The 24,570-nt window shown below is 72.9% G+C and carries 29 protein-coding genes; 8 read left to right on the forward strand and 21 right to left on the reverse strand.

The genetic code is table 11. From position 1 onward, the window contains the following. Positions 1 to 52: 52 nt before the first annotated feature. The 6 genes from ACFXGA_RS13465 to ACFXGA_RS13490 all read right to left on the reverse strand — a co-directional run bounded on the left by ACFXGA_RS13465 (position 53) and on the right by ACFXGA_RS13490 (position 5,848). Entirely contained in the window at positions 53 to 601 is a 549-nt protein-coding gene (locus ACFXGA_RS13465) for a NuoB/complex I 20 kDa subunit family protein (protein ID WP_378087472.1), read from the reverse strand. Between the two features lie 14 nt (positions 602 to 615). After that, on the reverse strand, positions 616 to 981 hold the full coding sequence (locus ACFXGA_RS13470) for an NADH-quinone oxidoreductase subunit A (protein WP_033428518.1): 366 nt from the start codon (positions 979 to 981) through the stop codon (positions 616 to 618). A gap of 346 nt (positions 982 to 1,327) precedes the next feature. Beyond that, positions 1,328 to 2,605 (reverse strand): geranylgeranyl reductase family protein, encoded by a 1,278-nt coding sequence (locus tag ACFXGA_RS13475; protein WP_378087474.1) that lies wholly within the window; start codon positions 2,603 to 2,605, stop codon positions 1,328 to 1,330. Between the two features lie 43 nt (positions 2,606 to 2,648). Next, on the reverse strand, positions 2,649 to 3,374 hold the full coding sequence (locus tag ACFXGA_RS13480; RefSeq protein WP_378087476.1) for a demethylmenaquinone methyltransferase: 726 nt from the start codon (positions 3,372 to 3,374) through the stop codon (positions 2,649 to 2,651). A gap of 264 nt (positions 3,375 to 3,638) precedes the next feature. Then, on the reverse strand, positions 3,639 to 4,748 hold the full coding sequence (locus ACFXGA_RS13485; protein WP_378087478.1) for a glycosyltransferase: 1,110 nt from the start codon (positions 4,746 to 4,748) through the stop codon (positions 3,639 to 3,641). After that, positions 4,745 to 5,848: a glycosyltransferase family 4 protein gene (locus tag ACFXGA_RS13490; RefSeq protein WP_378087479.1), complete on the reverse strand. Its 1,104-nt coding sequence runs from the start codon at positions 5,846 to 5,848 to the stop codon at positions 4,745 to 4,747. Before ACFXGA_RS13490 ends, ACFXGA_RS13485 begins: the two co-directional genes overlap by 4 nt. Positions 5,849 to 5,992: 144 nt before the next feature. Between ACFXGA_RS13490 and ACFXGA_RS13495 the strand changes: the two genes are divergently transcribed. Further along, positions 5,993 to 6,820, forward strand: a complete 828-nt coding sequence (locus ACFXGA_RS13495; protein WP_378087481.1) for an inositol monophosphatase family protein — start codon at positions 5,993 to 5,995, stop codon at positions 6,818 to 6,820. Positions 6,821 to 7,000: 180 nt separating this feature from the next. Here the strand turns inward: ACFXGA_RS13495 and ACFXGA_RS13500 are convergent, their stop codons facing one another. The 7 genes from ACFXGA_RS13500 to ACFXGA_RS13530 are packed head-to-tail and all read right to left on the reverse strand — an operon-like array spanning position 7,001 to position 11,827. Beyond that, positions 7,001 to 7,636, reverse strand: coding sequence for a hypothetical protein (locus ACFXGA_RS13500; protein ID WP_378087483.1), 636 nt, complete (start codon positions 7,634 to 7,636; stop codon positions 7,001 to 7,003). 17 nt (positions 7,637 to 7,653) lie between these two features. Further along, positions 7,654 to 8,688 carry a 1,2-phenylacetyl-CoA epoxidase subunit PaaE gene (gene paaE / locus ACFXGA_RS13505; RefSeq protein WP_378087485.1) on the reverse strand — a complete coding sequence of 345 codons (1,035 nt, stop codon included), beginning with the start codon at positions 8,686 to 8,688 and terminating at the stop codon, positions 7,654 to 7,656. Further along, complete coding sequence (paaD, locus tag ACFXGA_RS13510) at positions 8,688 to 9,188, reverse strand: 1,2-phenylacetyl-CoA epoxidase subunit PaaD (RefSeq protein ID WP_378087487.1); 501 nt, start codon at positions 9,186 to 9,188, stop codon at positions 8,688 to 8,690. The genes paaE and paaD overlap by 1 nt, the downstream gene beginning before the upstream one ends. After that, positions 9,182 to 10,072: a 1,2-phenylacetyl-CoA epoxidase subunit PaaC gene (paaC, locus tag ACFXGA_RS13515; protein ID WP_378087490.1), complete on the reverse strand. Its 891-nt coding sequence runs from the start codon at positions 10,070 to 10,072 to the stop codon at positions 9,182 to 9,184. Before paaC ends, paaD begins: the two co-directional genes overlap by 7 nt. Positions 10,073 to 10,125: 53 nt before the next feature. Beyond that, entirely contained in the window at positions 10,126 to 10,410 is a 285-nt protein-coding gene (gene paaB / locus ACFXGA_RS13520; protein ID WP_077010962.1) for a 1,2-phenylacetyl-CoA epoxidase subunit PaaB, read from the reverse strand. Next, complete coding sequence (paaA, locus tag ACFXGA_RS13525) at positions 10,407 to 11,339, reverse strand: 1,2-phenylacetyl-CoA epoxidase subunit PaaA (protein ID WP_378087493.1); 933 nt, start codon at positions 11,337 to 11,339, stop codon at positions 10,407 to 10,409. Before paaA ends, paaB begins: the two co-directional genes overlap by 4 nt. 41 nt (positions 11,340 to 11,380) lie before the next feature. Then, positions 11,381 to 11,827, reverse strand: a complete 447-nt coding sequence (locus ACFXGA_RS13530) for a DUF3592 domain-containing protein (protein WP_378087495.1) — start codon at positions 11,825 to 11,827, stop codon at positions 11,381 to 11,383. Between the two features lie 64 nt (positions 11,828 to 11,891). On the opposite strand from ACFXGA_RS13530, the gene ACFXGA_RS13535 reads away from it, so the two are divergent. Continuing rightward, positions 11,892 to 13,121 carry an isochorismate synthase MenF gene (locus tag ACFXGA_RS13535; protein ID WP_378087498.1) on the forward strand — a complete coding sequence of 410 codons (1,230 nt, stop codon included), beginning with the start codon at positions 11,892 to 11,894 and terminating at the stop codon, positions 13,119 to 13,121. Between the two features lie 5 nt (positions 13,122 to 13,126). Here ACFXGA_RS13535 and ACFXGA_RS13540 read toward each other — a convergent pair whose 3' ends face one another. From ACFXGA_RS13540 to ACFXGA_RS13555, 4 genes are all read right to left on the reverse strand, one after another. Further along, the gene (locus tag ACFXGA_RS13540) at positions 13,127 to 13,537 is read right to left on the reverse strand and encodes an Imm1 family immunity protein (RefSeq protein ID WP_378087501.1); all 411 of its coding nucleotides are present in this window, start codon (positions 13,535 to 13,537) and stop codon (positions 13,127 to 13,129) included. Between the two features lie 63 nt (positions 13,538 to 13,600). Then, the gene (locus ACFXGA_RS13545; protein ID WP_378087502.1) at positions 13,601 to 13,795 is read right to left on the reverse strand and encodes a DUF397 domain-containing protein; all 195 of its coding nucleotides are present in this window, start codon (positions 13,793 to 13,795) and stop codon (positions 13,601 to 13,603) included. Between the two features lie 114 nt (positions 13,796 to 13,909). Beyond that, positions 13,910 to 14,104: a DUF397 domain-containing protein gene (locus ACFXGA_RS13550; protein WP_378087504.1), complete on the reverse strand. Its 195-nt coding sequence runs from the start codon at positions 14,102 to 14,104 to the stop codon at positions 13,910 to 13,912. Beyond that, positions 14,085 to 14,984 (reverse strand): helix-turn-helix domain-containing protein, encoded by a 900-nt coding sequence (locus tag ACFXGA_RS13555; RefSeq protein ID WP_378087506.1) that lies wholly within the window; start codon positions 14,982 to 14,984, stop codon positions 14,085 to 14,087. The genes ACFXGA_RS13550 and ACFXGA_RS13555 overlap by 20 nt, the downstream gene beginning before the upstream one ends. A 121-nt stretch (positions 14,985 to 15,105) precedes the next feature. On the opposite strand from ACFXGA_RS13555, the gene ACFXGA_RS13560 reads away from it, so the two are divergent. After that, positions 15,106 to 15,312, forward strand: a complete 207-nt coding sequence (locus tag ACFXGA_RS13560; RefSeq protein ID WP_378087508.1) for a hypothetical protein — start codon at positions 15,106 to 15,108, stop codon at positions 15,310 to 15,312. 51 nt (positions 15,313 to 15,363) lie between these two features. Here ACFXGA_RS13560 and ACFXGA_RS13565 read toward each other — a convergent pair whose 3' ends face one another. Then, entirely contained in the window at positions 15,364 to 16,857 is a 1,494-nt protein-coding gene (locus tag ACFXGA_RS13565; RefSeq protein WP_378087510.1) for a M1 family metallopeptidase, read from the reverse strand. A gap of 56 nt (positions 16,858 to 16,913) precedes the next feature. Next, positions 16,914 to 18,536 (reverse strand): 2-succinyl-5-enolpyruvyl-6-hydroxy-3-cyclohexene-1-carboxylic-acid synthase, encoded by a 1,623-nt coding sequence (gene menD / locus ACFXGA_RS13570; protein WP_378087512.1) that lies wholly within the window; start codon positions 18,534 to 18,536, stop codon positions 16,914 to 16,916. A 94-nt stretch (positions 18,537 to 18,630) separates the two neighbouring features. Between menD and ACFXGA_RS13575 the strand changes: the two genes are divergently transcribed. From ACFXGA_RS13575 to ACFXGA_RS13595, 5 genes are all read left to right on the forward strand, one after another. Continuing rightward, positions 18,631 to 19,542 (forward strand): 1,4-dihydroxy-2-naphthoyl-CoA synthase, encoded by a 912-nt coding sequence (locus ACFXGA_RS13575; RefSeq protein WP_378087514.1) that lies wholly within the window; start codon positions 18,631 to 18,633, stop codon positions 19,540 to 19,542. A gap of 6 nt (positions 19,543 to 19,548) precedes the next feature. Then, positions 19,549 to 20,613: an o-succinylbenzoate--CoA ligase gene (gene menE, locus ACFXGA_RS13580; RefSeq protein WP_378087516.1), complete on the forward strand. Its 1,065-nt coding sequence runs from the start codon at positions 19,549 to 19,551 to the stop codon at positions 20,611 to 20,613. 127 nt (positions 20,614 to 20,740) lie between these two features. Next, on the forward strand, positions 20,741 to 21,940 hold the full coding sequence (locus tag ACFXGA_RS13585; RefSeq protein ID WP_378087518.1) for a hypothetical protein: 1,200 nt from the start codon (positions 20,741 to 20,743) through the stop codon (positions 21,938 to 21,940). Positions 21,941 to 21,992: 52 nt separating this feature from the next. After that, a complete protein-coding gene (locus ACFXGA_RS13590) occupies positions 21,993 to 22,865 on the forward strand; it encodes a 1,4-dihydroxy-2-naphthoate polyprenyltransferase (protein ID WP_378087521.1) in 873 nt (290 codons plus the stop codon). A gap of 72 nt (positions 22,866 to 22,937) precedes the next feature. Beyond that, positions 22,938 to 23,585 (forward strand): hypothetical protein, encoded by a 648-nt coding sequence (locus ACFXGA_RS13595; protein WP_378087523.1) that lies wholly within the window; start codon positions 22,938 to 22,940, stop codon positions 23,583 to 23,585. Here ACFXGA_RS13595 and ACFXGA_RS13600 read toward each other — a convergent pair. Further along, a complete protein-coding gene (locus tag ACFXGA_RS13600) occupies positions 23,566 to 23,964 on the reverse strand; it encodes a hypothetical protein (protein WP_378087525.1) in 399 nt (132 codons plus the stop codon). The two genes, ACFXGA_RS13595 and ACFXGA_RS13600, sit on opposite strands and share 20 nt — an antisense overlap. 72 nt (positions 23,965 to 24,036) lie before the next feature. Continuing rightward, positions 24,037 to 24,570: pyridoxal-phosphate dependent enzyme (locus tag ACFXGA_RS13605; protein WP_378087527.1), on the reverse strand; the 534-nt coding region annotated here is incomplete at its 5' end.

Consider the following 24,570-nt stretch of genomic DNA (forward strand, 5'->3'; position numbering starts at 1 on the left):
CCTCGCCGTTGGCGTTGTTGTCTCCAGCTCCGGTCTCATTTGGCATTGCCGCTCACTTCTTCGCAAAGCGCTCGGAGGACGGGATGAGGTCGGTCCGGTGGCCCGACTCGGCCAGCAGCGCGGCCCGGTTCGGCCCGAGCGGTTCGTCCATGATCTTCGCGTGGATCTTGAGGATCGCGTCGATCAGCATCTCCGGCCGCGGCGGGCAGCCGGGCAGGTACATGTCGACCGGCACGACGTGGTCCACGCCCTGCACGACCGCGTAGTTGTTGAACATGCCGCCGCTGGAGGCGCACACGCCCATGGCGAGCACCCAGCGGGGCTCGGGCATCTGGTCGTAGATCTGCCGCAGCACCGGCGCCATCTTGTTGGTCACCCGGCCCGCGACGATCATCAGGTCGGCCTGGCGGGGCGAGGCGCGGAAGACCTCCATGCCGAACCGCGCGAGGTCGTAGCGCGGGCCGCCGGTGGTCATCATCTCGATCGCGCAGCAGGCCAGGCCGAAGGTGGCGGGCCACAGCGAGGACTTGCGGGTCCAGTTGACCAGCTTCTCCACGCTGGCGAGCAGGATGCCGTTCGGGAGCTTCTCTTCGAGACCCACTTCGCTTCTCCCCCTCAGTTCCAGTCCAGGCCGCCGCGACGCCACACGTAGGCGTACGCGAAGCCGACCGTCGCGACGAACAGGGCGATCTCCACCAGGCCGAACAGGCCGAGCCGGTCCGCGGACACCGCGAAGGGGTAGAGGAACACCATTTCGATGTCGAACAGGATGAACAGCATCGCCGTGAGGTAGTAGGCGACCGGCATGCGGCCACCGCCCACCACCGGTTGCGGCGACGGCTCGATGCCGCACTCGTAGGCGTCGAGCTTCGCGCGGTTGTAGCGGCGGGGACCGATGTACGGCGCGGCCGTCACCGAGAACAGCGCGAAGGCCGCGGCGAGGGCGAACATCAATACGAGGGGGAGGTAAGGGTCCAGCACTCTCCGTCGTCCTTTCCTCGCTGTCGCGGTGGTGGTGCACCGCCGACCGTTGCGCACCCTAAAGGGTGTTCTTGCGGCCTCCGGAGGTTAGGCGGGCCTAACAATCCGCAGGTCGCTTGTGAAACACTTCACAAGGCATCTCAGCCGGTTGTGAACTGATTCACAAGACCTGAGGCCCAGTGTAGAACGTCACACAGAGGCGTGACGGGCACCCCCGTCATACCGGTTGACCTGCACTTTCACGGTGCAGATCGACGGTCGGCGGACGGGGACGTGAACGGGAACACACCCATAACGAAACAGCGCCGTCCCGGAGGACGGCGCTGCATCGTTCAGGTGAGGGCGGTTAGGCCGTTGGGGCGAGCTTTGTCGCGGCCGTGATGATGCGGTCGAACGAGTCGCCGTCCTTCGGGTCGTAAAGGCCCGCGAGGAGCTTCAGGACCAGCTTCATCAGGGTCTTGCGCGGCAGCCCGTACTTCGTCGCGGTGCGCATCACGGTGGGGTTGCCGATGAGCTTGCTGAAGATGTTCCCGAGCCGGTAGTAGCTGCCCAGGGCCTGCTCGATGCGCAGCGGGTAGCCGTGCAGCGCGCGTTCACGGCTCGCGCCCTGGCGGGCCAGGGCCTGCACGACGGTCTCGGCCGCGATCCGGGCCGACTCCATGGCGTAGCCGATGCCCTCGCCGTTGAACGGGTTCACCATGCCGCCCGCGTCGCCGACCAGCAGCAGGCCGTCGCGGTAGTGCGGCTTGCGGTTCAGGCCCATCGGCAGGGCCGCGCCGCCGATCTTGCCGGTGGCGTGCTCCTCGCGGAAGCCCCACTCCTCGGGCGTGCCGTCGAGCCAGCTCTTGAGCAGCGCGCGGTAGTCCGTGGTGCCGTACGCCTTGGAGGTGCTGAGGATGCCCAGGCCCACGTTCACGGTTCCGTCGCCCATGCCGAAGATCCAGCCGTAGCCGGGCAGCAGCACGTCGTTGGCGCGGTCCCACAGCTCCAGGTGCGACTCCAGGTAGTCGTCCTTGGTGCGGGGGCTGGCGTAGTAGCGGCGGACCGCGACGCCCATCGGCTTGGCGTCGTCCTTCTGGATGCCGACGCTGAGCGCGAGGCGGGCGCTGACGCCGTCGCAGGCCAGCACGAGCGGCGCGCGGTAGGTGACCGGGGTCTTGTCCGGGCCCTGCTTGGCCGTGACGCCGACGACCCGGCCGTTCTCCACGACCGCGCCGGTGACGGTGGTCTGCTCGTGCATCCGCGCGCCCGCCGCGACGGCGGTCCTGGCGAGCATCTCGTCGAAGTCCTGGCGGGGGCGGACCACGCCGTAGGGCGGGAACGTGGCCAGCTCGGGCCAGTCCAGCTCCAGCGTGACGCCGCCGCCGACCACGCGCAGGCCGCGGTTGTGCAGCCAGCCGGCTTCCTCGCGGGTGTCGATGCCCAGGTCGATGAGCTGCTTCACCCCGCGCGGGGTGAGGCCGTCGCCGCACACCTTCTCGCGCGGGAAGGTGCTCTTCTCCAGCAGCACCACGTCCAGGCCCGCGCGTGCCAGGTAGGTGGCCGCGGTGGAGCCCGCGGGCCCCGCGCCGACCACGATCACCTCGGCGTCCTCGCCTGCCTTGCGGCGGCTGGGAGTCGTCATCCCCGCTCCTTGTGCCCGTGTTCACAAAGTCCCGGGGCCGAGTCTACTTGCGCGTGACCGGGGGCCTCGCGCTCGACGGCCGGGCGGGCTTCGTGCCGCGGTGCAGGGCCACCATGCCGCCGGTGAGGTTCATCCAGGCGACGTCCTCCCAGCCGGCGCGGGCCACGATCTCGCCGAGGGCGCGCTGGTCGGGCCACGTGCGCATGGACTCGGCGAGGTACTTGTAGGCCTCCGGGTTGGAGGAGACGAACCGGGCGATGAGCGGCAGGATGCGCAGCAGGTAGCGCATGTAGACGAAGAGGAACGGCCGGAAGGTGGGCGTGGAGACCTCGCACACCACGAGCCGTCCGCCGGGCTTGACCACGCGCGCCATCTCGCGCAGGGCGGCCTCGGTGTCGTTGAAGTTGCGCAGCCCGAAGGAGACCGTGACGGCGTCGAAGGAGTCGTCGGCGAAGGGCAGGCGCAGGGCGTCGGCGGCGACCTTGGGCACCGGCCGGTGCGCGCCGCCGAGGAGCATGCCGAGGGAGAAGTCGGCCGCGACGCACCACGCGCCGGAGGCGGCGTACTCGACCGTGGACACGGCCGTGCCGGCGGCGAGGTCGAGCACCTTCTCGCCGGGCTTGGCGTCCAGCACCCGCCTGCTCCACTCCCGCCAGCGCCGGTCGAACCCGAGCGTCATGACGGAGTTCGTGCGGTCGTAGCCCCGGGCGACGCCGTCGAACATCTCGGCGACCTCGCGGGGGTCCTTGTCCAAACCTGCACGCGACATGCCGGAAGCCTAAGTGACACCCCCACCACCCGCGTGTCCTACGCCCGGAACGCGAGTGTCCTACGTTCAGAACGCGTGAGTCCTACGTTGAGAACGCGAGTGTCCAACGCTCAGGTACCCCGAGTTGAACGCTCAGGACGGCCGGGCTGTGTTCCGAACGTTGAACTCGGGTGTTCCGAACGTAGGACTCACGCGTTCCGAACGTAGGACTCTCGCGTTCTGGACGTAGGACACGCGCGTTTTGGAGGTAGGACACGCGCGGGGTCAGGTGGCGCGGAGGGCGGTCAGCATGCCGGTGACGGCGGTGTGCCAGGGGTACTCCTCGGCGCGGGCGCGGGCGGCCGAGCGGCGGGACGGTTCCGGGTCGTCCAGGAGGCTGGTCACGGCGTCGGCGAACGCCGGGGCGTGGTCGGGGACGGCGGCACCGCAGTCGGGGCGCACGATCTCCCGCAGCGCCGAGGAGGCGGAGACGACGACCGGCGTGCCGGACGCCAGCGCCTCCAGGGCGGCGAGGCCGAACGTCTCGTGCGGGCCCGGGGCCAGGGAGACGTCGGCCGACGCGAGCAGGTCGGCCACGGCGGCACGGTCGCCGACGTGACCGAGGAACGTCACCGGCAACCCGGCCGCACGGCGTTCCAACGCCTCCCGGCGCGGCCCGTCACCGGCGACGATCAGCCGCACGGCGTGCCCGGCCGCGTGCAGCTCCGCCGCCGTGTCCACGCTGCGCTCCACGTGCTTCTCCGGCGACAGCCGCCCGCAGTGCACGAGCAGCGCGTCCGCGCCCCGCGCCAGGTCCGCCCGCAACGACCGGTCGCGCCGGGCCGGCGTGAACGTCCGCAGGTCCACCCCCAGCGGCACGCGGGCCACGTTGCGCGCGCCGATCCGGTCGAACTCCTCCCGCGCGAACTCCGTCGTGCACACCACCGTGTCGTACGAGGCGGCCATCCGCGCGTTCGCCCGGTCCGCGCCCCGCCGCGCCAGCGCCGCCGGCAGCAGGAACTGCTCCAGCAGCCGGTCCAGCCGCTCGTGCGAGATCACCACGCTGGGCACGCCGCGCGCCGCCGCCCACCGGCCCATCCCCCGCAACGTGAGCCGGTCGGAGACCTCCAGCCGGTCGGGCGAGAGGTCGTCCAGCAACGCCCGCACGCGCCACGGGTCCACCGCCCGGTACCCGCCCGTGCCGGGGATGCGCGGCGCGGGCAGCGTGATCCGCCGGACCCCCGGCGACAGCTCCTCGTCCGCGTGCGCCGGCCCCGGCACGACGAGCGTGACGTCGTGGCCGCGCGCCGCGTACCCGCCGCCCAGGTGGTGCAGCGCCGTGCGCAGGCCGCCGGACCGGGGTCCGTAGAAGTTGGCCAGCTGGACGATCCTCATGCGGCGCGGCGCTCCGGCACGCCCAGCACGGCCGCGTAGTGGCCCAGCAGCTCGTCGCACACCGCCGACCACGTCCGCCCCCACACCCACCGCCGCGCCGCCAGGCCGAACCGGCGCCGGCGCAGCGGGTCGGCCAGCTCGACCACGGCCCGCCGGAGCTGGTCGTCGTCCGAGAACAGGTACCCGGTGGTCGGCAGCACCAGGTCACGCGGCCCGCCCGCGTCCGGCGCGACCACCGGCACCCCGCTCGCCAACGCCTCCTGCACCGCCTGGCAGAACGTCTCGTGCGGCCCCGTGTGCACGAACACGTCCAGGCTCGCGTAGGCCGCCGCCAGGTCCGTGCCGCTCCGGAACCCGAGGAACGCCGCGCCGGGCAGGTCGCGCCGCAACCGCGCCTCCTCCGGCCCCTCGCCGACCACGACCAGCCGCACGCCGGGCAGGTCGGCCAACGCCGCGAGCCGGTCCACCCGCTTCTCCGGCGACAGCCGGCCGACGTACCCGACCAGCAGCTCACCCCCCGGCGCGAGCGAGGCGCGCAACGCGTCGTCCCGGCGGGAGGGGTGGAACAGCTCCACGTCCACCCCACGCCCCCACCGGTGCACGCGCGGCACGCCGTGCTCCCGCAGCGCCTCCACGGCCCACGTCGACGGCGCGAGCGTCCGGTCGGCCTGGGCGTGCAGGCGCCGCGTCCACCGCCAGGCGGCGCGCGCGGTCAGGCCGAGGCCGTAGTGGCCGGCGAACCCGGCGACGTCGGTCTGGTAGACCGCGACCGTCGGGATGCCGAGCCGACGCGCCGCCGACAGCCCGCGCGCGCCCATCACGAACGGGCTGGCCAGGTGCACGACGTCCGGCCGGAAGCCGGCCAGCGCGGTCAGCACCTTGCGCGTCGGCACGCCCACGGGCAGCGAGCTGAACCTCGGCAGGTCCACCGCCGGCACGCGGACGACCGGCGTGCCGCGGTGGTCGTCCTCCCCCGCGCCGGGCGCGACGACGAGCGCCTGGTGACCGTGCGCCCGCAGGTGCTCCAGGATCCGGAGCACCGAGTTGGTGACCCCGTTGACCTGAGGGAGGAAGCTCTCGGTGACGATCGCTACGCGCACGCCGATCACCCTGCGGTGCCGAGGACACGACGGCGTGACACCTCGGCGAACGCCCGCCGAACTCCTCGCGTCGCGGTTGACGTTGGCCCCGGGTTCACCTGGAGTACGCGACGCGGTCACTGCGTGCGGTCACACTAGGTCGGCATGACCGTCTTGTCGTCCCGGCCCACGCAGCCCGTCGATCCCGGCCTGGTGTCGATCGCGCTGGAGATAGCCGGTCGGCTCGCCAACGACGCGTCCGACGTCATCATGGCGACCGCCGGTCGGGGCGCGCGGCCCGACGAGGGCTCGTCGCCGTTCGACTGGGTGACCGACACCGACCGGACGCTGGAGCGGCACACGCGGCGGGTGCTGACCGCCGAGTTCCCGCACATCCCGGTGTTCTGCGAGGCCACCGACGACGACAGCGGCGCGAGCGACGCCGAGTTCCGCTGGGTGGTGGACCCGGTCGACGGCACCGCGAACTACGTGGCGGGCGTGCCCTGGTGCGCGTACAGCCTGGCGCTGGTCGACCGGTGGGGTCCGGTCGTCGGCGTGGTCGCGGACCCGTACCGGGCCCAGATCTACGCCGCCGCGCGGGGGCGGGGCATGCGGGCCAACGGGACGCCCGTGCGGCTGGGCGAGCAGGCGGTCAGTTCGATCGTGTGCACGGAGATGACGCGGACCGGGCCGTGGCCGGGGATGGGCGAGTTCATCTCGCGGGCGGCGGTGGCGGGGACGGGCGTGCGCGTGCTGGGCTCGAAGGCGCTCGCCGTGGCCCAGGTGGCCCTCGGCCACGCCGCGGCGGCGGTGCTGGACAGCTACCACGAGTGGGACGTGGCCGGCGCGGTCGCCCTGGCCGTCGAGTCGGGCGCCGCAGTGCTCGACCGGAGGGGCGAGGACGACCCGCTGCCGGTGGACGGCCTGCTCGTGGCGATGCCGGGGGTGGCGGAGGAAGTGCTGGCCTGGTGGCAGGCGTCGACCTCCCGCTGACTCCGCCGTCGCCCGAAGGGCTGCCATGACGCGTTGGACCATGTGCCGCACGTGATCGGCTGGGACAACGTTCGCGCCGCCCGGCCCACCAGGGCTTGCAAGTGAACCCGGTCCACCCGCCGGACGACGGGTTGCCGGGCTTCGCGCTGTACGGGGGGAGCAGGCGTCGCGCCGGCCGGTCTAGGCGTTGCCCAGGTGGGGCAGTTGTTGTTCCAGCACTTCCAGGTGCGTGCGGACCGCGTCGAGCGAGGTCTGGTCCAGCAGGCGCAGGGCCACGCGGCCCACTTCGTCCTCGAACGAGGTGAAGTCGCGGACCGCCGCGTTCAGGCGCTCGGTCACCGGGTGGGCTTGTTCCGCGCCCAGCGCGCGGCCCAGGTCGGCGACGCGGCGGACGTCCGGCAGTTCGCCCTCGAACTGGGCGGCGATCCGTTCCAGCCACTCGCGGGCCGGGGACGGCGGCACGGTGGCGACCGCGGCGCGCACCCGCCGCACGGACAGCTCGCAGCGGGCCACCATGGCGGCCCAGCGGTCGTTCTGCGGAGGCGGAGGCGGAGGCAGCGGCGGGAGCGGCCCGGCCGCCGGCGGCGGCAGGACGGGACGGCGGGAACGGCGGCGGACCGCGCCCACCACCAGGCCCACGAACGTGCCGGGGACGCCGCCCGTCATCACGCCCACCATGCCGGACGCGATGAAGCTCACGGCGAAGGACGGCGGGGTCTCCTCCACCGCCGCCGACGGCAGCGAGATGCCGAACAGGATCAGGGCCGTCATCAGCGCCGTGCCGATGAGCAACCCCAGGAGCGCCGACCGTGCCATGCGCACAATGTGCCAGATCAGGCGTCGTAATCCACGGTGATCGCGGGACTGACCGCGACCGACTGGCAGGTCAGCACGAACCCCGCCTCCACCTCGCGCGGCTCCAGGGCGTAGTTCCGCCGCATCTCCACCTCGCCGGACGTGACCAGCGCGCGGCACGTCCCGCACACGCCGCCCTTGCACGCGAACGGCAGGTCGGCGCGCACCCGCTGGGCCGCGTCGAGGATCGGCACGTCGGCCGGCAGCGGCACCTCGGTGGTCCGGCCGTCCAGCACCACGGTCGCGACCGCGGCCGTCGCCGGGGCCGACGACTCACGGCGCGGCGGGGGCGGCGGCTCGTCCACGTAGAACAGCTCGTGGTGCACCGCGGCCGGGTCGACGCCGAGGGACCCCAGCACCTCCCGCGCGTCCCGCACCATCCCGTACGGCCCGCACAGCCACCACTGGTCCACGTCCGCCCACGGCACGACCGTCGCGCACAACGCCCGCAGCTTGGCCGCGTCCAGCCGCCCGGTGAACAGCTCCACGTCCCGCGGCTCCCGCGACAGCACGTGCACCAGCTGGAACCGGGCCGGGTAGCGGTCCTTCAGGTCCGCCAGCTCCTCGGCGAACATGACCGTGTCCGCCCGCCGGTTCCCGTACACCATGGTCACCCGCGCGCCCCCGGCCAGCACGGACGCCGCGATCGACAGCGCGGGCGTGATGCCGGAGCCGGCCACCAGCAGCCCGTGGTGCGCGCCCCCGGACGGCGTGAAGTCGCCCGCCGGCGGCAGCACCTCCAGCACGTCGCCGGGCTGCGCGCGGTCCACCAGTTGAGTGGAGAACAGGCCGCCCTCCACCCGCCGAACGCCGATGCGCAGCGGGCCGCCGGCGGGCGCGCAGATCGAGTACGAGCGCCGCTCGTCGCCGTTGCGCAGGGTCAGGTGCTGCCCCGGCGCGAACGCGAACTCCGCCGCCAGCTCGTCGGGCACCTCGAACGTCACCGCGACGGCGTCCGAGCACAACCGCTCGACCGACGCGACGGTCAGCTTGTGGAACACCGGCCGCGCCATCAGATCTCCTTCACGTGCTCGAACGGCTCCGCGCAGTCCGCGCACCGCCGCAACGCCTTGCACGCCGTCGAGCCGAACCGCGACACCTCGGCCGTGCGGGACGACCCGCACCGGGGGCACGGCACCCGGCGCGACGGCGGGGTCAGGTTCAGCGGCACCGGCCCGACCGCGCGCGGGCCCAGCCGGGCCGGCGGCGCGATGCCCGCCTCCCGCAGCTTGCGCAGCCCGTCCTCGCTGATCCAGTCCGTGGTCCACGCGGGCGACAGCGACAGCCGCACGTCCACCGCCGCGTACCCCGCCGCCAGCAACGACCGGCGCAGGTCGGCGGCCATCTCGTCCAGCGCCGGGCAGCCCGAGTAGGTGGGCGTGATGGTCACCGTCACCCGGCCGTCCCCGTGCTCGGTCACCTCCCGCAGCACGCCGAGGTCGGCCAGGGTGAGCACCGGCAGCTCCGGGTCCCGGACCCGGGCCGCGACGTCCAGGGCGGTGGTGGTCACCACTTCGCCCCCGGCAGCGAGCGGTGCAGGTGCTGCATCTCGGCGAGCAGGTAGCCGAACGCCTCGGTGTGCACGCCGTCACGCCCGGCCCGGCCGTTGACCCGCGCCGCGGGCACGTCGGCGGGCCGCGCCAGCCCGGCCGCCGCCAGCACCGCGTCCAGCACCTCGTCCACCTCGGACCGCAGCCCGGCCGGGTCGACCGCGATCCCGGCCAACCGCAGCTCCACGGGGTGCGCGGTGAACAGCTCGTCCAGGAACGGCCACACCCGCTCCAGCCCGGCCCGCATCCGCCGGTGCGACTCCTCGGTGCCGTCGCCGAGCCGCACCACCCACTGCGCCGCGTGGTCGCGGTGGTAGGCCAGCTCCTTCACGGCCCTGGCCGCGACCGCCGCGAGCACCGGGTCGGCGCTGCCGCGCAGCCGCGAGCACTGCGCGAGCTTCCACGACGAGAACACCAGCAGGCGCGCCATGGTGGTGGCGAAGTCGCCGCCCGCGCGGGGGCCGCACTCGATCTCCGCCAGGTGCACGTTGCGGAACTCGCGCTCGTCGCGCAGGTACGCCAGCGCGTCCTCGTCCCGGCCCGCGCCCTCGACCTCGCCGGCGCGGGTCAGCAGCATCCTGGCCTGGCCGAGCAGGTCGAGCGCGATGTTGGCGAGCGCGACGTCCTCCTCCAGCTCCGGCGCGCGGGAGCACCACTCGGCCAGCCGCTGGGACAGCACGAGCGCGTCGTCGCCGAGCATCAGGCAGTACGCGGCGAGGTCGGCGCGGTCGACGTCGGGCACGTCGCGGTCCACGCCGGCCAACGCCTCGGAGAACCCGGTGCCGAACGCCCAGTGCGCGTCCTCGTGGTCGTCCACCAGGGATTCGTACGCGTTGTCGAAGCTCATCGGGTCACCGCACGTTCGTCGGAAGGGGCGTTGTCACCGTGCCCGCACCCTGGTCACAGGTGCGGCACGTCCTCGGGGATCTCGTAGAACGTCGGGTGCCGGTACACCTTGTCCCCGCTCGGCTCGAAGAACGGGTCCTTCTCGTCCGGCGACGACGCGGTGATCGCGGCCGCCGGCACGACCCAGATCGACACGCCCTCGTTGCGCCGGGTGTAGACGTCGCGGGCGTTGCGGAGGGCCATCTCGGCGTCCGGCGCGTGCAGCGAGCCGACGTGCACGTGGTTCAGGCCCCGCTTGCCGCGCACGAACACCTCCCACAGCGGCCAGGACGAACTCATGCCACACCTTCCCGGGCCGCGTGCTTGGCGGCGTGCGCCGCGGCGGCGGCACGCACCCACTCGCCGTCCTCGTGCGCCTTGCGCCGGTGCGCGATCCGCTGCGCGTTCGCCGGGCCGTTGCCGCCGACGACCTGCCAGAACTCGTCCCAGTCCGGTTGGCCGAAGTCGTGGTGCCCGCGTTCGGGGTTCCACCGCAGCTCGGGGTCGGGCAGCGTCACGCCCAGCTTCTCCGCCTGCGGCACGGTCATGTCGACGAACTTCTGCCGCAGCTCGTCGTTGGTGTTGCGCTTGATGCGCCACTTCATCGACTGCTCGGTGTTGGACGACTCCGCGTCCGGCGGGCCGAACATCATCAGCGACGGCCACCACCAGCGGTCGACCGACTCCTGCACCATCGCCCGCTGGGCGTCCGTGCCGGACATCATGGTCATCAGCAGCTCGTAGCCCTGCCGCTGGTGGAAGGACTCCTCCTTGCAGATGCGGATCATGGCCCGCGCGTACGGCCCGTAGGACGTGCGGCACAGCGGCACCTGGTTGCAGATGGCCGCGCCGTCCACGAGCCAGCCGATCACGCCCACGTCGGCGTAGGACAGCGTCGGGTAGTTGAAGATCGAGGAGTACTTCTGCCTGCCCGAGATCAGCTTCTCGGTCAGCTCGGCCCGGTCCGCGCCCAGGGTCTCGGTCGCGGCGTACAGGTACAGCCCGTGCCCGGCCTCGTCCTGGACCTTGGCCAGCAGGATCGCCTTGCGCCGCAGCGAGGGCGCGCGGCTGATCCAGTTGCCCTCGGGCTGCATGCCGATGATCTCGGAGTGCGCGTGCTGCGCGATCTGCCGGATCAACGTCCGGCGGTAGCCGTCCGGCATCCAGTCCCGCGGCTCGACGCGCTGCTCGGCCGCGACGGTGCGCTCGAAGCGGTCCTCCAGGTCCATGCGCCGATGTTACACCTGGAGGGCGAATTTGGGCAGAACTGTCACAAACGCGGTCGCGGACTCCGCCGCAGCCACCAGACCAGCGGCAACAGCACCGCCCACACCGCGAGCAGGAACGTGCCGATCGGCAGGAGCGCCAGCACGGCGGTCCGCCCGGCGACCCGCGCCACCTCGGGGTCGGCCGTGTCGTACTCGACCCGCACCAGCTGGCCCGGCTCCAGGCCCTCCGGGTAGAGCAGGCCCTGCGACGGGCTCACCACCGCGCCGTCCTCGGTGGCGAAGCGCACGACCGTGCGCTGGAAGGAGACGGACACCACTTCGGCGGTCGCCTTGCCGAGCCGCTTCCCGATCATCAGGTCGTCCCGCCAGCACGCCGCGAGCAGGATCACGCCGATGAGCGTCACCACCGCGCCCAGCAGCACCAACGCCCGGCTGACCAGCAGCCGGACCCTGGGGCGCGCACCTGTCCGCACTGCGTCGTCCACCACAAACCAGGAGTCTAGGGCGGCCCTAACCGCCGGATCTCAGCGACGAGTCCATACCCTCGACGGCGTGACCTCAGCTCCTGCCTCGCGGACCCGACCACGGCTGCGCGTGCACACCAGGCGCGTCGCGGGCGACGACCTGCTGGGCACGCTCCCCGCGCCGACCGGCGCGCTGAGCTGGGTGCGCGACGGAACGGGCCTGGTCGGGTGGGGTGAGGCGGCCCGGTTCGAGGTGTCGGGGCCGGACCGGTTCGCCGCCGCCGACCGGTGGTGGCGCGAGTTCACCGAGGGCCTCGTGGTGGACGACGGGCTCGGTGTGCCCGGCACGGGACCGGTGGCGTTCGTCAGCATGGCCTTCTCCGACCGCCCCGGGCACTCGGTGCTGATCGTGCCGGAGGTCGTGGTGGGCAGGCGCAACGGCCACAGCTGGCTGACCACGGTCGGCGACCCCGGCACGCGGCGGGTCGAGCCCGTGCGCAAGCCGTCCGAGGTGCGTTACGGCGACGGCCGGTTCTCCGTCACCGCGTACCGCGAGGCCGTGCGCGCGGCGGTGGCGCGGATGCGGGAGGGCGAGCTGGAGAAGGTGGTGCTCGCGCACGACCTGCTCGCGGTCGCCGACACGGGCATCGACCACCGGTTCGTGCTCGACGGCCTGGCCCGCCGGTACCCCGAGTGCTGGGTGTACGCGGTCGACGGGCTGATCGGGGCCACGCCCGAGCTGCTGCTGCGGCGCAGCGGGTCCGTGGTCGACTCGCGCGTGCTCGCCGGCACGACGTGGCCGCACGACGGGATGTCGGACGACGAGCTGGCCGCCGCGCTGCTGTCGTCGGGCAAGAACCGGGGCGAGCACGAGTACGCGGTGGCGTCGCTGGTGGACACGCTGCGGCCGTTCTGCTCGGCCCTGTCGGTGGAGGGGCCGTCGGTGCTGCGGCTGCCGAACGTCTCGCACCTGTCCAGCGACGTCATCGGCACGCTGCGCGGCACGCCGTCGCTGCTCGCGCTCGGCGAGGCGCTGCACCCCACGGCGGCCGTCGGCGGCACACCGCGCGCCGACGCCGTGGCCATGATCGAGGAGCTGGAGGGCATGGACCGCGGCCGCTACTCCGGCCCGGTCGGCTGGATCGACGGCAACGGCGACGGCGAGCTGGGGATCGCGTTGCGCTGCGCCCAGGTGGAGGGCCGCACGGCCCGGCTGTTCGCGGGCTGCGGCCTGGTCGCCGAATCGGACCCGGACTCGGAGGTCCGGGAGGCGCACGCCAAGATGCTGCCGTTCCGCGAGGCCCTGGAAGGTCTGTGACGGCCTCAGCCGGACCGCCACTCGACGCACGCAGGCCGCCGCCGGGTCAGGATGAGCTGATCCACGGCGGCGCAGACCTCATCCAACGAGACCTCCGCGCCCGGCGGGACCGCCGCCTCGTGGCCGGACCAGGTCCAGTAGCTCGCCCAGTCGTCGTTCGTGCCGTTGACCGGCACGAACTCGCCGTCGCCCTCGTACCACACGAGCGCGCCGACCTCCCCCCGGACGCCTGCCACCAGGGTCGGAGAGGATTCGTCCCCGCCGACCTGGAAGTGCCACACGAGCCCGCCTTCGGAGGGTTCGCCGCTCGCCGCCCCCACCGCCCGCAGCGCGGCGACCACCGCTGTCGCGTCGCCCAGTTCGAGCACGTTGACCTGATCACGTCCAGCCAGGACGGACTGCCCGGGTGCGGTCATGCTTGATGGCCGCCTCTCGTCCGCCGGCCGTTCCGCGAAGCCCTCGAAGGCATGTGACGGCCGCTACTCCGCCTTGAGATGCGCGAGGAAGCGGGACCACGCGGCGGAGCCAACCCACAACGAGCCACCGCCGGCGTTCTTGGAGTCGCGCACGCCGACACCGTGCCCGGGGGTGATGCGGCACTCGACGCACGCGTCGCTACCGCCGGCGCTGTGGCTGCTCTTGAACCAGCCCGTGTCACGCGGGGCGTTCGGCATGGTCGTCCTCCTGTAGCCGCCGGCGGATCAACCCGATCGTATTTCGATCGACGACATGGCAAGCCTCACGTCACCCGACAGTTCCGCGAGGCCCTGGAAGGTCTGTGACGGCCGCTACTCCGCCTTGAGATGCGCGAGGAAGCGGGACCAGGCGGTGGAGTCGACCGACAGTGAGCCACCGCCGGGGTTCTTGGAGTCGCGCACGCCGACGCCGTGGTCGGCGGTGATGCGGCACTCGACGCAGTCGTCGCTGGCGGGGGCGCTGTAGGTGCTCTTGAACCAGCCCGTGTCACGCGGGGCGTTCGGCATGGTCGTCCTCCTGTAGCCGCCGGCGGATCAACTCGATCGTATCCGCGTGGCCACGGGCGAGTTCCTGCACTTTCCTGAACGCCCGCAACAGGTTCGCCGTGTCGACCGGCTCGTCGAAGTAGCTGGACGGCCCGTAGATCGTGGGTGTGAAGGCGACGCTGGGAGCGGTGCCGTCGAAGTCCAGCACGATGACGCCGGCGCTGGGGACGGGGTTGCGCAGGTCGCCCGGCCTCAGCACCTGGACGGTCAGGTCCGGGTGCTGCCCGGTGAGGCGGAGCAGGTGTTCGAGCTGCTCCCGCCTGACTTCCGGGTTTGCACCGAAGCAGTCCAACGCGTCCTCGGTGAACACGAATTCGAGCTTCTTCGGCCGATTCGACTCCAGGATCTTGACTTGCCGGTCGCGGCGGAAGGTGTAGCGACCTTCGACGCCCGCCTCCGAAGACTCCCAGAACACACCGTCACCGGCGCTCATCCCGGAACGGATGTACCCGGGAGCCTGGAGGAGACCGGGCACCACGCCAGGCTGGTAGCAGTGGATCGCGGTGGCGTCGGCCTCCATGTCGGCCAGCCGTTGGAACGAGCCGGGCAGGGTGTCGGTGTACGGCGGGATGTCCTTGGCGCTTCGGCGCAGGCGCTTGCGGGCCCGCGCGCCCAGTTCCAGCGCGGTCGCGCGTTCCGCGCCGTGCACGTCGAGGAAGTCGAGCACCCGCGCGAGCTGGTCGGTGCTGAGCGTCGCCGTGCCGTCCTCGACCTTGCTGATCCGCGAATCGCTCACCCCGAGGCTCGCGGCGACCTCCGCCTGGGACGCGCCGCGCGAGCCGCGGTAGCGCTTGAGCGACAGGCCGAGCTGCCGTCGTTCCACGGTCTGACGAGCGCGCATCGGCGGCCTCCGAGTGGTCTACCCGATCGAGGGAGTGCGTAAGGGGAACTTTCACCATAACGTGTCCCCTCACACATCGTAGCGGACGGCTACTGTGCGTAGACGCAACGGGAGGACGGGCGTGATCACTGCGGGCGGGACCGACGTGGAGGCGTGGGTCAGGGTGGACGACGAGTGCGACATCGTCTGCGAGGTGGACCGGGACGAGGTGCAGTTCCGGTTCGGCGGGACGCGGTCGTTCGCCCTGGAGCTGATCTTCACCGAACGCGGGCTGGAGAACCTGAGCCGGATCAGCGCGGACGCGTTGCGGCGGTTGCGGGAGCGCTGAACGACAACGGGGCCGCCCCCGGAGGGACGGCCCCGCCGCACGGCGACGCGATCAGTGGTGGTGCTGCGCCAGCAGCTCGCGCGTCTCCTGGATCTTCTTGAACGACTTCGGCTCGGCCGGCGCGGACCGCGCCGCGAACCCGGTCGAGCCCGGCGCGGCGGCCGGCTTGCCCGGCGTGAACAGCCAGGTCTGGAACAGCTCGTCGAGCTGCTTGCCGGACAGCCGCTCGGCGAACGCGATGAACTCCTCCGTCGTCGCGTCACCGTTGCGCTTGGCCTGCGGCCACTCCTTGAGCAGCCGGAAGAACGCCTCGTCGCCGATCTCGGCCCGCAACGCGTGCACGGTCAGCGCACCGCGGTCGTACACGGCGCTGTGGAACTGGTTCGCCGCGCCCGGGTCGCCGGGCAGGACCTGCCAGAACTCGCTGTCGGCCGGGTACAGCGAGTAGACGTAGTCCGAGTTCTCCTGGACGGTGCCCTCGCCGACCTGCTCCGACCACAGCCACTCGGCGTAGCTCGCGAAGCCCTCGTTCAGCCAGATGTCCCGCCAACCGTGCACGGACACCGAGTCGCCGTACCACTGGTGCGCGATCTCGTGCGCCACCACGTAGGTGTTGGAGCCGCGGCGGAAGAAGCCGGCGTCGTAGGTCGGCCGGGTCTGGTTCTCCAGCGCGAAGCCGATGCCCGGCGTCGCCACGCCCCCCTGCGCCTCGAACGGGTAGGGGCCGAACTGCGTCTCCAGGAACTCCGTCACCTCGGGCGTGCGCTCGATGCTCGCCACCGACGCGCCGTAGTCGTCGCCCAGCCGCTCGGAGTAGGCGTTGAGCACCGGCTGGCCGTTCGGCGCGGTGGACTGCCGGATCTCGAACTGGCCGATGGCGATGAACGCCAGGTAGGTGGCCTGCGGCTGGAGGCTGCGGTAACGCCACCGGGTCCAGCCGTTGATCTGCTGGGTGGTGCCGCCGAACAGGCCGTTGGAGAGCACCTCGACGCCGGTCGGCACGGCCACCGACACGTCGAACTTCGCCTTGTCGGTCGGGTGGTTGTTGCTCGGGAACCACCACGGCGCGATGTCGGGCTGGTCGATCGCGAGCGCGCCGTCCGGGGTGCGCTTCCACGCCGTGTAGCCGTCCACCGCGTGGCTCGACGGCACGTCGGAGTAGGTCACGACGACCGTCACGTCCGAGCCCTTGCGCAGCGTGCCGCGCGGGTCGACCACGAGTTCGCCGCCGTTCTGGGAGAACGCGGCCACCTTGTTGTTGACCCGGACCGAGCTGACCTTCAGCAGGAAGTCGAGGTTGAACCGGCTCAGGTCCTGGGTGGTTTTGGCCAGGATCGTCGTCGTGCCGGAAAGGTTGTCGTTCGCCGGCTGGTAGTTGAGCCTGATGTCGTAATGGGAAACGTCGTACCCGCCGTTGCCCGCATTCGGGTAGTACGGGTCGCCGATGCCCGGTGCACCCGGCTGTGCCGCCGTCGCCGTGCCGGCGAGGAGCAGCAAGGACGCCGCGGTGGCGGTACCGAGGGTCAGCTTCGCTCTCAAGGACATGCGGCGAAGCTAGCCGCGACCGACGGCGGGCTGTACCCCCGACGGTAGGATTCCGCCTAATGGAATGAGCTGGACACGGCCGACTTCAACCGCGCGTGCAGATCGCGCAATTCGTGGCGTTCCGCCCGGATTTCCACCACGCGGATTCCGCTCGGCCGGTCGAGCGCGCGCCCCAACTCCTCGGCGGTGGCGACCGCGGTGTGCGGCACGCGGTACGCCGCGCACAACGACGCGAGGTCCACGCCGTGCGGCGTGCCGAAGACCCGCTCGAACGTCGGCGCGTGCTCCTTCGCGCCCTGCTCCAGCAGCGCGAAGATGCCGCCGCCGTCGTCGTTGAGCACCACGACGGTCAGGTCGGGGCGCGGCTCGCCGGGACCGATGAGCAGGCCGTTGGCGTCGTGCAGGAACGTGAGGTCGCCGATCAGCGCGAAGGTCGGGCCGCAGGCCAGCGCGATGCCCGCGGCCGTGGAGACGCTGCCGTCGATGCCCGCCACGCCCCGGTTGGCGTAGGTGCGCACGTCGCGGCGCGGCTCGGCGACCAGGTCCACGTCGCGGACCGGGTTGGAGGAGCCGAGGAACAGGTTCGCGCCGGACGGCAGCGCGGCGACCAGGTCGCGGGCCACCCGCAGGCCGGTCGGCCAGGGCTCCCGCGCCAGCAGGTCGTCCACCACCTCGGCGACCGCCTTGTCCGCGTGCTGCCAGGCGGTGAGCCAGTCGTGGTCCACCTCGTGCTCGCCGAGGGCCAGGTCGGTGGACGTGTGCGTGGCCGCGAACTGCGGGTCGGGCCAGTCGGGCTCGTCGGACAGCACGTGCACGACCGGGGTGCGGGCGATGAGCCGCAGCACGCCGCGGGAGAGCGTGACGCGGCCGACGACCACCACCGCCTGCGGGGTGAGGTGGTCGGGCAGGTCGCCCGCGTTGAGCAGCAGCGCGCCGTGGCGCAGGCCGTGCCCGGTCGGCTCGGCGATCACCGGCCAGCCGGCGCGCTCGGCCAGGTCGGACGGGTCGCGGTCGGTGTCGCCGACGAGCACGAGGGTGCGCGGGCCGAGGTGGTCGGCCGGGCTGGTCGCGGTGGTCGTGCGGCGGGTCGTGCGGGTCCACGGCACGTCGAACGGGCGGCCGTCCAGGGACTCGGGCCAGTCCTCGTCGCCACCGGGCACCAGCGGCTCGCGGAACGGGACGTTGACGTGCACCGGGCCTTGGTCGCGGGCGGTGGCCACGGCGCGGCACACCAGGGCGCGCCACAGGCCGTTCTGGCCGGCGCGGCGCTCGGCGATGGGGAACTGGAGCGTGTCCGTGCCGAAGATGCGCTGCTGGTCCACGGTCTGGCTCGCGCCGGTGCGGTGCAGCTCGACCGGGCGGTCCGCGGTGAGCGCGATGAGCGGGACGCCCGCGTGCCGGGCCTCCAGCACCGCGGGGTGCAGGTTCGCCACGGCGGTGCCCGAGGTGCAGGTGACGGCGGTGACCCCCGCGCCGCCCTTGGCCAGGCCCAGCGCCAGGAAGCCCGCGGTGCGCTCGTCCACCCGGACGTGCAGCGTGATCCGCCCGGCCGCGGCGGCGTCGTGCAGGGCGAACGACAGCGGTGCGTTGCGCGATCCGGGGCTCAGCACGACGTGCCGGACGTCGTTGCGGATCAGCTCGTCGACGAGCACCCTGGCCTGCGCGGTGGACGGGTTCACCCGGCCATTGTCGCGCAGCGCCCGACCAGGTGATTCCGCGCGCCGGGCGGACCGGGGCCCGCTCACCGCGCGGAGCGGGCATATTGTCCCTGCCGTGGCAGATCAGGACGTATCCGAGCTGTTCGACCCGACCCGCTGGAAGCGGGTGGAGGGCTTCGACTTCACCGACATCACCTACCACCGCGCGGTGGACCAGGGCACGGTGCGCATCGCGTTCAACCGGCCCGAGGTGCGCAACGCGTTCCGGCCGCACACCGTGGACGAGCTGTACCGCGCGCTGGACCACGCCCGGATGAGCTCGGACGTCGGCTGCGTCCTGCTCACCGGCAACGGCCCGTCGCCCCGCGACGGCGGCTGGGCGTTCTGCTCGGGCGGCGACCAGCGCATCCGCGGCCGCAGCGGCTACCAGTACGCGTCGGGCGAGACGGCCGACACCGTCGACCCGGCCAGGGCGGGCCGGCTGCACATCCTGGAGTGCCAGCGCCTGATCCGCTTCATGCCGAAGGTCGTCATCGCGGTGGTGCCCGGCTGGGCGGCCGGCGGCGGGCACAGCCTGCACGTGGTGTGCGACCTCACGCTGGCCAGCGCCGAGCACGCCCGGTTCAAGCAGACCGACGCCGACGTCGGCAGCTTCGACGGCGGCTACGGCTCGGCCTACCTGGCCCGGCAGGTGGGCCAGAAGTTCGCCCGCGAGATCTTCTTCCTCGGCCGCACGTACAGCGCCGACGACATGCACCGGATGGGCGCGGTCAACGCCGTCGTGCCGCACGCCGAGCTGGAGGACGCGGCGCTGGAGTGGGCGAAGGAGATCAACGGCAAGTCGCCGACCGCCCAGCGGATGCTGAAGTACGCGTTCAACCTGATCGACGACGGTCTGGTCGGCCAGCAGCTCTTCGCGGGCGAGACCACGCGCCTGGCGTACATGACCGACGAGGCCGTGGAGGGCCGCGACGCGTTCCTGGAGAAGCGCCCGCCGGACTGGTCCGACTACCCCTACTACTACTAGGCACCCATGATCACGATCGACCGACTGCGCGCCGCGTTGCGCGGCGAGGGCGACCCGGTGGCGACCCGGCCCGAGGCCCGGGTCCCGCTGCGGGGCTGGGAGACCGGGGCCGTGCTCGCGGTGGCGACCTCGGGCTCCACCGGCGAGCCGAAGACCGTGCTGCTCGGCGCGGACGCCCTGACCACGTCCGCCGAGCTGACCCACGCCCGCCTCGGCGGCCCCGGCACGTGGTTGCTCGCGCTGCCGACCACGCACATCGCGGGCATCCAGGTGCTCGTCCGGTCGGTCGTGGCGGGCACCGAGCCGGGGGTGATGGACCTCGCGCCGGGCTTCCGCGCGTCCGACTTCGCCGTCGCGGCGCGCCCGGTGCTGGCCCGGCCCGGCCCGCACTACACCGCGCTCGTGCCCACGCAGCTCGCCCGGCTGGTCGCGGCCGACGGGCCGGGCCTGGCCGCGGTGCGGCGGTTCGACGCCGTGCTGATCGGCGGCGCGGCCACCCCGCCCTCCGTGCTGCGGCGGGCGCGCGACCTCGGCGTCCGGGTGGTGACCACGTACGGCATGAGCGAGACGTCCGGCGGCTGCGTCTACGACGGGCTGGCGCTCGACGGCGTGCGCGTGCGGCTGGTGGACGGCCGGGTCGAGGTCGGCGGGCCGGTGCTCGCGCTCGGCTACCAGGGCGGCGAGCGGTTCGGCGAGTGGTTCCGCACCGGCGACCTGGGCCGGATCCGCCCGGACGGCACGCTGGAGGTGCTGGGCCGCGCCGACGACGTGATCATCAGCGGTGGGGAGAACGTCGCGCCCCTCGCGGTCGAGCGGGCGCTGACCGCGCAGGCGGGCGTGCGCGAGGCGTGCGTGGTGGGCCTGCCCGACCCCGAGTGGGGTCAAGTGGTGGCCGCGGCCGTGGTGCCGGAGGATCCGGGTGACCCGCCCGACGCGGACGAGCTGTGCGCGGCGGTCGGCGAGGTGGTGGGGCGGTTCGCCATGCCGAAGCGGGTCGCGTTCGTGTCGGAACTGCCGCTGCGAGGTCCGGGCAAGGTGGACAGGAGAGCGGTCGCTAGCTCGTTTGGGTGAGTTTCTGTCGAGTTGTCAATCTTGTTGGTTGACAGGTAACCACACAGGCGATTGGCTCGGCAGCGCCGGGACGCGCGGCCCTGCAGCGGTCCCCTCCGCACCGCGCGTCCGGACGAGGAGTGCTGCGATGACCAGGCGCTACCTGCTGATACCGCTCGCCGTCGCCACCGTCCTGACCGCGGGGCTCGTCGCACCCGCCGCGGCCGCGGGCGCGACCGAGTGGCGAGCCGACCTGACCACCGTGGACGCCGACGACAACGGCGTCACCACGCACGACGGCGCGGTGCGGCTCGACCGCGCCGCGCCGACGCCCGCCAGCGCGCGGGCCGCGCTGCGGACCGGGTTCCTGCAACTCGACCCGCGCACCCTCGCCGCGCCGGTGAACGCCGTCGCGGCGACCGTGAAGAGCACCGTGCCCGCCGGGGCGGAGGTCGCCGTGGACGTGCGCGGCGCGCTCGGCGACGGGCAGTGGACCGAGTGGGTCGAGGCGCGCCCCGACGCGCCGGCCGTGCTGCCGACCGCCGTCACGACCGTGCAGGTCCGGCTCGCGCTCACGGCCGAGAAGGCGTCGCCCGAGGTCAGCCGGCTCGACCTGCGGGCGTTCACGACGGTCGCGGCGGCGGGGGTCGGCGCGCAGGCCGCGGGCCTGTCCTACCGCGTCTACGCCACCCGCGAGGGCCTGGTCGGCGGCACCACGGCGAACGGGCACGTCATCGTGAGCCGCGACCACTTCGTCGCCCTGCCGTCGCGGCGCGGCCTGTCCGCCAAGGGCACCGGCACCTACAGCGTCCGGGTGTGCGCGGCGAACGGCCGGTGCGAGTGGGCGCCGGTGTGGGACGTCGGCCCGTGGAACACCAAGGACGACTACTGGAACCCGTCGTCCACCCGCGAGATGTGGAAGGACCTGCCGCAGGGCAAGCCGGAGGCGCAGGCCGCGTACCAGGACGGCTACAACGGCGGCAAGGACCAGTTCGGCCGGGCCGTGGCCAACCCGGCGGGCATCGACCTGGCCGACGGCACGTTCTGGGACGGCCTGCAGCTCACCGACAACGCCTGGGTCACCGTCACCTACCAGTGGACCGGTTCCGGCCCGGCCGGGTTCATCCGCACCGCGGGCGACCCGCTGAACGTGCGCAGCGGCGCGACCTCCACCGCCTCCCAGGTCGGGCTGGCCGCGAACTACGCGCAGGTGCGGGTCGAGTGCCAGGTCACCGGCCAGTCGGTGACGGGCAGCCAGGGCACGTCGAACATCTGGTACCGGATCGCGACGGGCAAGTTCGTCGCGCGGGCGTACGTGTCGGGCGTCTCCGGCGCCACCGCCTGCTGATCACGGCCACCCGGGAGCGGGTCCCCGTTCACCATGTCGGAGGATGTCCGGCATGGCCACAGTCGCCCAGTGGGTATCGGGGACCCGCCCCCGCACGCTGCCGAACTCGATCGCGCCGGTGCTGGTGGGCGCGGGCGCCGCGCACCACATCGACGGGTTCAACGCGGCGTGGGCGCTGCTGGCGCTGGTGGTGTCGGTCGCGTTGCAGGTGGGCGTGAACTACGCCAACGACTACTCCGACGGCATCCGCGGCACGGACGCCGACCGGGTAGGGCCGTTCCGGCTGGTCGGGTCGGGCGCGGCCAACCCGAAGGCGGTGCGGGCGGCGGCGTTCGCGGCGCTGGGCGTGGCGGCGGTGGCGGGCCTGGTGCTCGTGCTGCTGACCGGCCGGTACTGGATGGTGGCCTTCGGCGCGGTGTGCATCGCGGCGGCGTGGTTCTACACCGGCGGGCGCAAGCCGTACGGGTACGCGGGCCTGGGCGAGCTGGCCGTGTTCGTGTTCTTCGGCCCGGCGGCGGTGCTGGGCACGCTGTACGTGATGACCGGCGAGGTCACCGGGATCGGCATCGGCGGCGCGGTCGCGATGGGCTCCTTCTCCACCGGCGTGATGATCGCGAACAGCCTGCGCGACATCCCGACCGACGTGCGGGCGGGCAAGCGCACGCTGGCGTCCACCCTGGGCGACCGCGACTCCCGCCGCCTCTACCTGGCGCTGGTCTGCATCCCGTTCGTGATCACCCTGGCGATCGGCCTGCGCGTCCCGCTGGCGTTGATCGGGTTCCTCGCCCTGCCCCTGGCGATCATCGGCGCGCGGCGCGTGCTGGGCGGCGCGAAGGGGCGCGACCTGATCCCCGTGCTGCGCGACACCGGCCTGGCCATGCTGGTGTGGGGCATCGCCGTGCCGGTCGCGCTGGTGCTGGGCTGAGACATTCGGCCATTGGTGGCCGATACGGCGCATCCGGGGCCGACCGGCCGACCGGGGCGCTAGAACGGTGGCATGCGCGGGCTGCGGGCGTTCGGGTCGCTGTGCGCGGGCGTGGCCGTGCTCGTCGTGTGCTGGTCGGCGGCCTTGGCGACGCTCGCCGGGATGATGATGGTCCAGCCGGGCCGGGGCTGGTGGACGTTCCTCGGCATCCCCCTCGTGCTGGTCCTCCTCGCCGTCGGGTTCGGCCTGGCGATGGCGCACGACGAGGCGTCGGGCTCCGGCGGGACCCTGAACGCGCTCATCGTGTTCTTCCTCGTGGCGTGCGGCGCGCTCATGGTGGCGGGCGGCGTGGCGTACTTCTCCGGCGCGCAGGTCTACCAGGCGCACCTCGGCACGCGGGCCGAAGCGGTCATCTCGTCCACCATCGGGTTCAACGGCGAGTCCGGCGGCGTGGTGAGGCGCTGGTACTACGTCGACGACGCCGTCACCGGCGAAAGCCTCGGCCCCCTGGCGACCCCGCCCGAGAACGCGGAGGAGGGCACGCGCGTCACGGTCCTCGTGGACCCCCACGGCTGGATCCGACCCGTGCCCGCCGACAGCGCGGCCAGGACGGCGGCGCCGACCGCGATCGCGCTCGGCGCGGCGGGCGTCGTGCTCCTCGGCGCCCTCGCCGTGCTCGCGACGGGGTTGTGGGCGTCCGCTACCAGGCGTCCTCGGTGAAGCTCATCGGCTCGTCGTCGTCGGCCGGTTCGGGCTTGGGGGGTGCGACGCGGGGCTCCTCGCCGCGGCACAGGGCGGTCAGGGCGTCGCGGTCGGCTTCCAGCGCCGCCTTCACGCCCCGGTCGTCCGCGGCCTCGCCCATGAGCACCTGCCGCCAGCTCAGGTAGCCGCCCGCGATCCGCCGCTGCAACGCCTGCAACTCCGGCGACGCGGCGTTCGACTTCGCGTACTGCATGACCCGTCGCACGTCGTCGGCCGACGGTTCCCGCTGCGGCCGGCGCAGCGCCGCCGCCTCGCGCATCGCCTTGTCGGCATCGGCGACCGACCTGCTCAGCACGTCCTCGGCCGTGAGCACCTCGGCAGTCCGCCACGCGATCACCGCAAACCCCTTTCTCGCGCCGATCCCGCTGCGACGCACGCGGGCCGCCGCGCGTTCCCTCGAAGTCGCGAATCACCCGCTCCACGTGCCGGTGGCGCGGAACCGGGTCAGGGTGGCCAGGTGCGGTTCGAGGTCCAGGCCCTGCGCGGCCACCCACTCGTCGTCGTAGTAGGTGTGCGCGTACCGCTCACCGCCGTCGCACAGCAGGGTCACCACGCTGCCGCGCAGCCGCGACGCCCGCATCTCCGCGATCAGCTGGAACGCGCCCCACAGGTTCGTGCCGGTGGACCCGCCCACGCGCCGGCCCAGCACCTGCTCGACGTGCCGGATGGTGGCCAGCGACGCCGCGTCCGGCACCTTGATCATCCGATCGATGACCGCGGCGATGAACGACGGCTCCACCCGCGGCCGGCCGATGCCCTCGATGCGCGAGCCCCGGGTGCCGGTCAGCGACGGGTCGCGGTCGCGCCAGGCGTCGAAGAACACCGAGTGCTCCGGGTCCACCACGGCGAGCCGGGTCCGCAGCTTGCGGTAGTGGATGAACCGGCCGATGGTGGCGCTCGTGCCGCCGGTGCCCGCGCCGACCACGACCCACTCCGGCTCCGG

It is taken from the genome of Actinosynnema sp. NPDC059335 (assembly GCF_042752395.1).
In the GTDB taxonomy this organism is placed as follows: Bacteria; Actinomycetota; Actinomycetes; order Mycobacteriales; family Pseudonocardiaceae; genus Actinosynnema.

Coding starts and splice junctions, on each gene's coding strand:
- ACFXGA_RS13475 (WP_378087474.1), bottom strand. CDS start 2,605: ATGACGACTCCCAGCCGCCGCAAGGCAGGCGAGGACGCCGAGGTGATC.
- ACFXGA_RS13595 (WP_378087523.1), top strand. CDS start 22,938: ATGCGCGGGCTGCGGGCGTTCGGGTCGCTGTGCGCGGGCGTGGCCGTG.
- ACFXGA_RS13585 (WP_378087518.1), top strand. CDS start 20,741: ATGACCAGGCGCTACCTGCTGATACCGCTCGCCGTCGCCACCGTCCTG.
- ACFXGA_RS13590 (WP_378087521.1), top strand. CDS start 21,993: ATGGCCACAGTCGCCCAGTGGGTATCGGGGACCCGCCCCCGCACGCTG.
- ACFXGA_RS13545 (WP_378087502.1), bottom strand. CDS start 13,795: ATGCCGAACGCCCCGCGTGACACGGGCTGGTTCAAGAGCAGCCACAGC.
- paaE (WP_378087485.1), bottom strand. CDS start 8,688: ATGGCGCGGCCGGTGTTCCACAAGCTGACCGTCGCGTCGGTCGAGCGG.
- ACFXGA_RS13550 (WP_378087504.1), bottom strand. CDS start 14,104: ATGCCGAACGCCCCGCGTGACACGGGCTGGTTCAAGAGCACCTACAGC.
- menE (WP_378087516.1), top strand. CDS start 19,549: ATGATCACGATCGACCGACTGCGCGCCGCGTTGCGCGGCGAGGGCGAC.
- paaA (WP_378087493.1), bottom strand. CDS start 11,339: ATGGACCTGGAGGACCGCTTCGAGCGCACCGTCGCGGCCGAGCAGCGC.
- ACFXGA_RS13480 (WP_378087476.1), bottom strand. CDS start 3,374: ATGTCGCGTGCAGGTTTGGACAAGGACCCCCGCGAGGTCGCCGAGATG.
- ACFXGA_RS13495 (WP_378087481.1), top strand. CDS start 5,993: ATGACCGTCTTGTCGTCCCGGCCCACGCAGCCCGTCGATCCCGGCCTG.
- ACFXGA_RS13485 (WP_378087478.1), bottom strand. CDS start 4,748: ATGAGGATCGTCCAGCTGGCCAACTTCTACGGACCCCGGTCCGGCGGC.
- ACFXGA_RS13555 (WP_378087506.1), bottom strand. CDS start 14,984: ATGCGCGCTCGTCAGACCGTGGAACGACGGCAGCTCGGCCTGTCGCTC.
- ACFXGA_RS13565 (WP_378087510.1), bottom strand. CDS start 16,857: ATGTCCTTGAGAGCGAAGCTGACCCTCGGTACCGCCACCGCGGCGTCC.
- paaC (WP_378087490.1), bottom strand. CDS start 10,072: ATGAGCTTCGACAACGCGTACGAATCCCTGGTGGACGACCACGAGGAC.
- ACFXGA_RS13500 (WP_378087483.1), bottom strand. CDS start 7,636: ATGGCACGGTCGGCGCTCCTGGGGTTGCTCATCGGCACGGCGCTGATG.
- paaB (WP_077010962.1), bottom strand. CDS start 10,410: ATGAGTTCGTCCTGGCCGCTGTGGGAGGTGTTCGTGCGCGGCAAGCGG.
- ACFXGA_RS13540 (WP_378087501.1), bottom strand. CDS start 13,537: ATGACCGCACCCGGGCAGTCCGTCCTGGCTGGACGTGATCAGGTCAAC.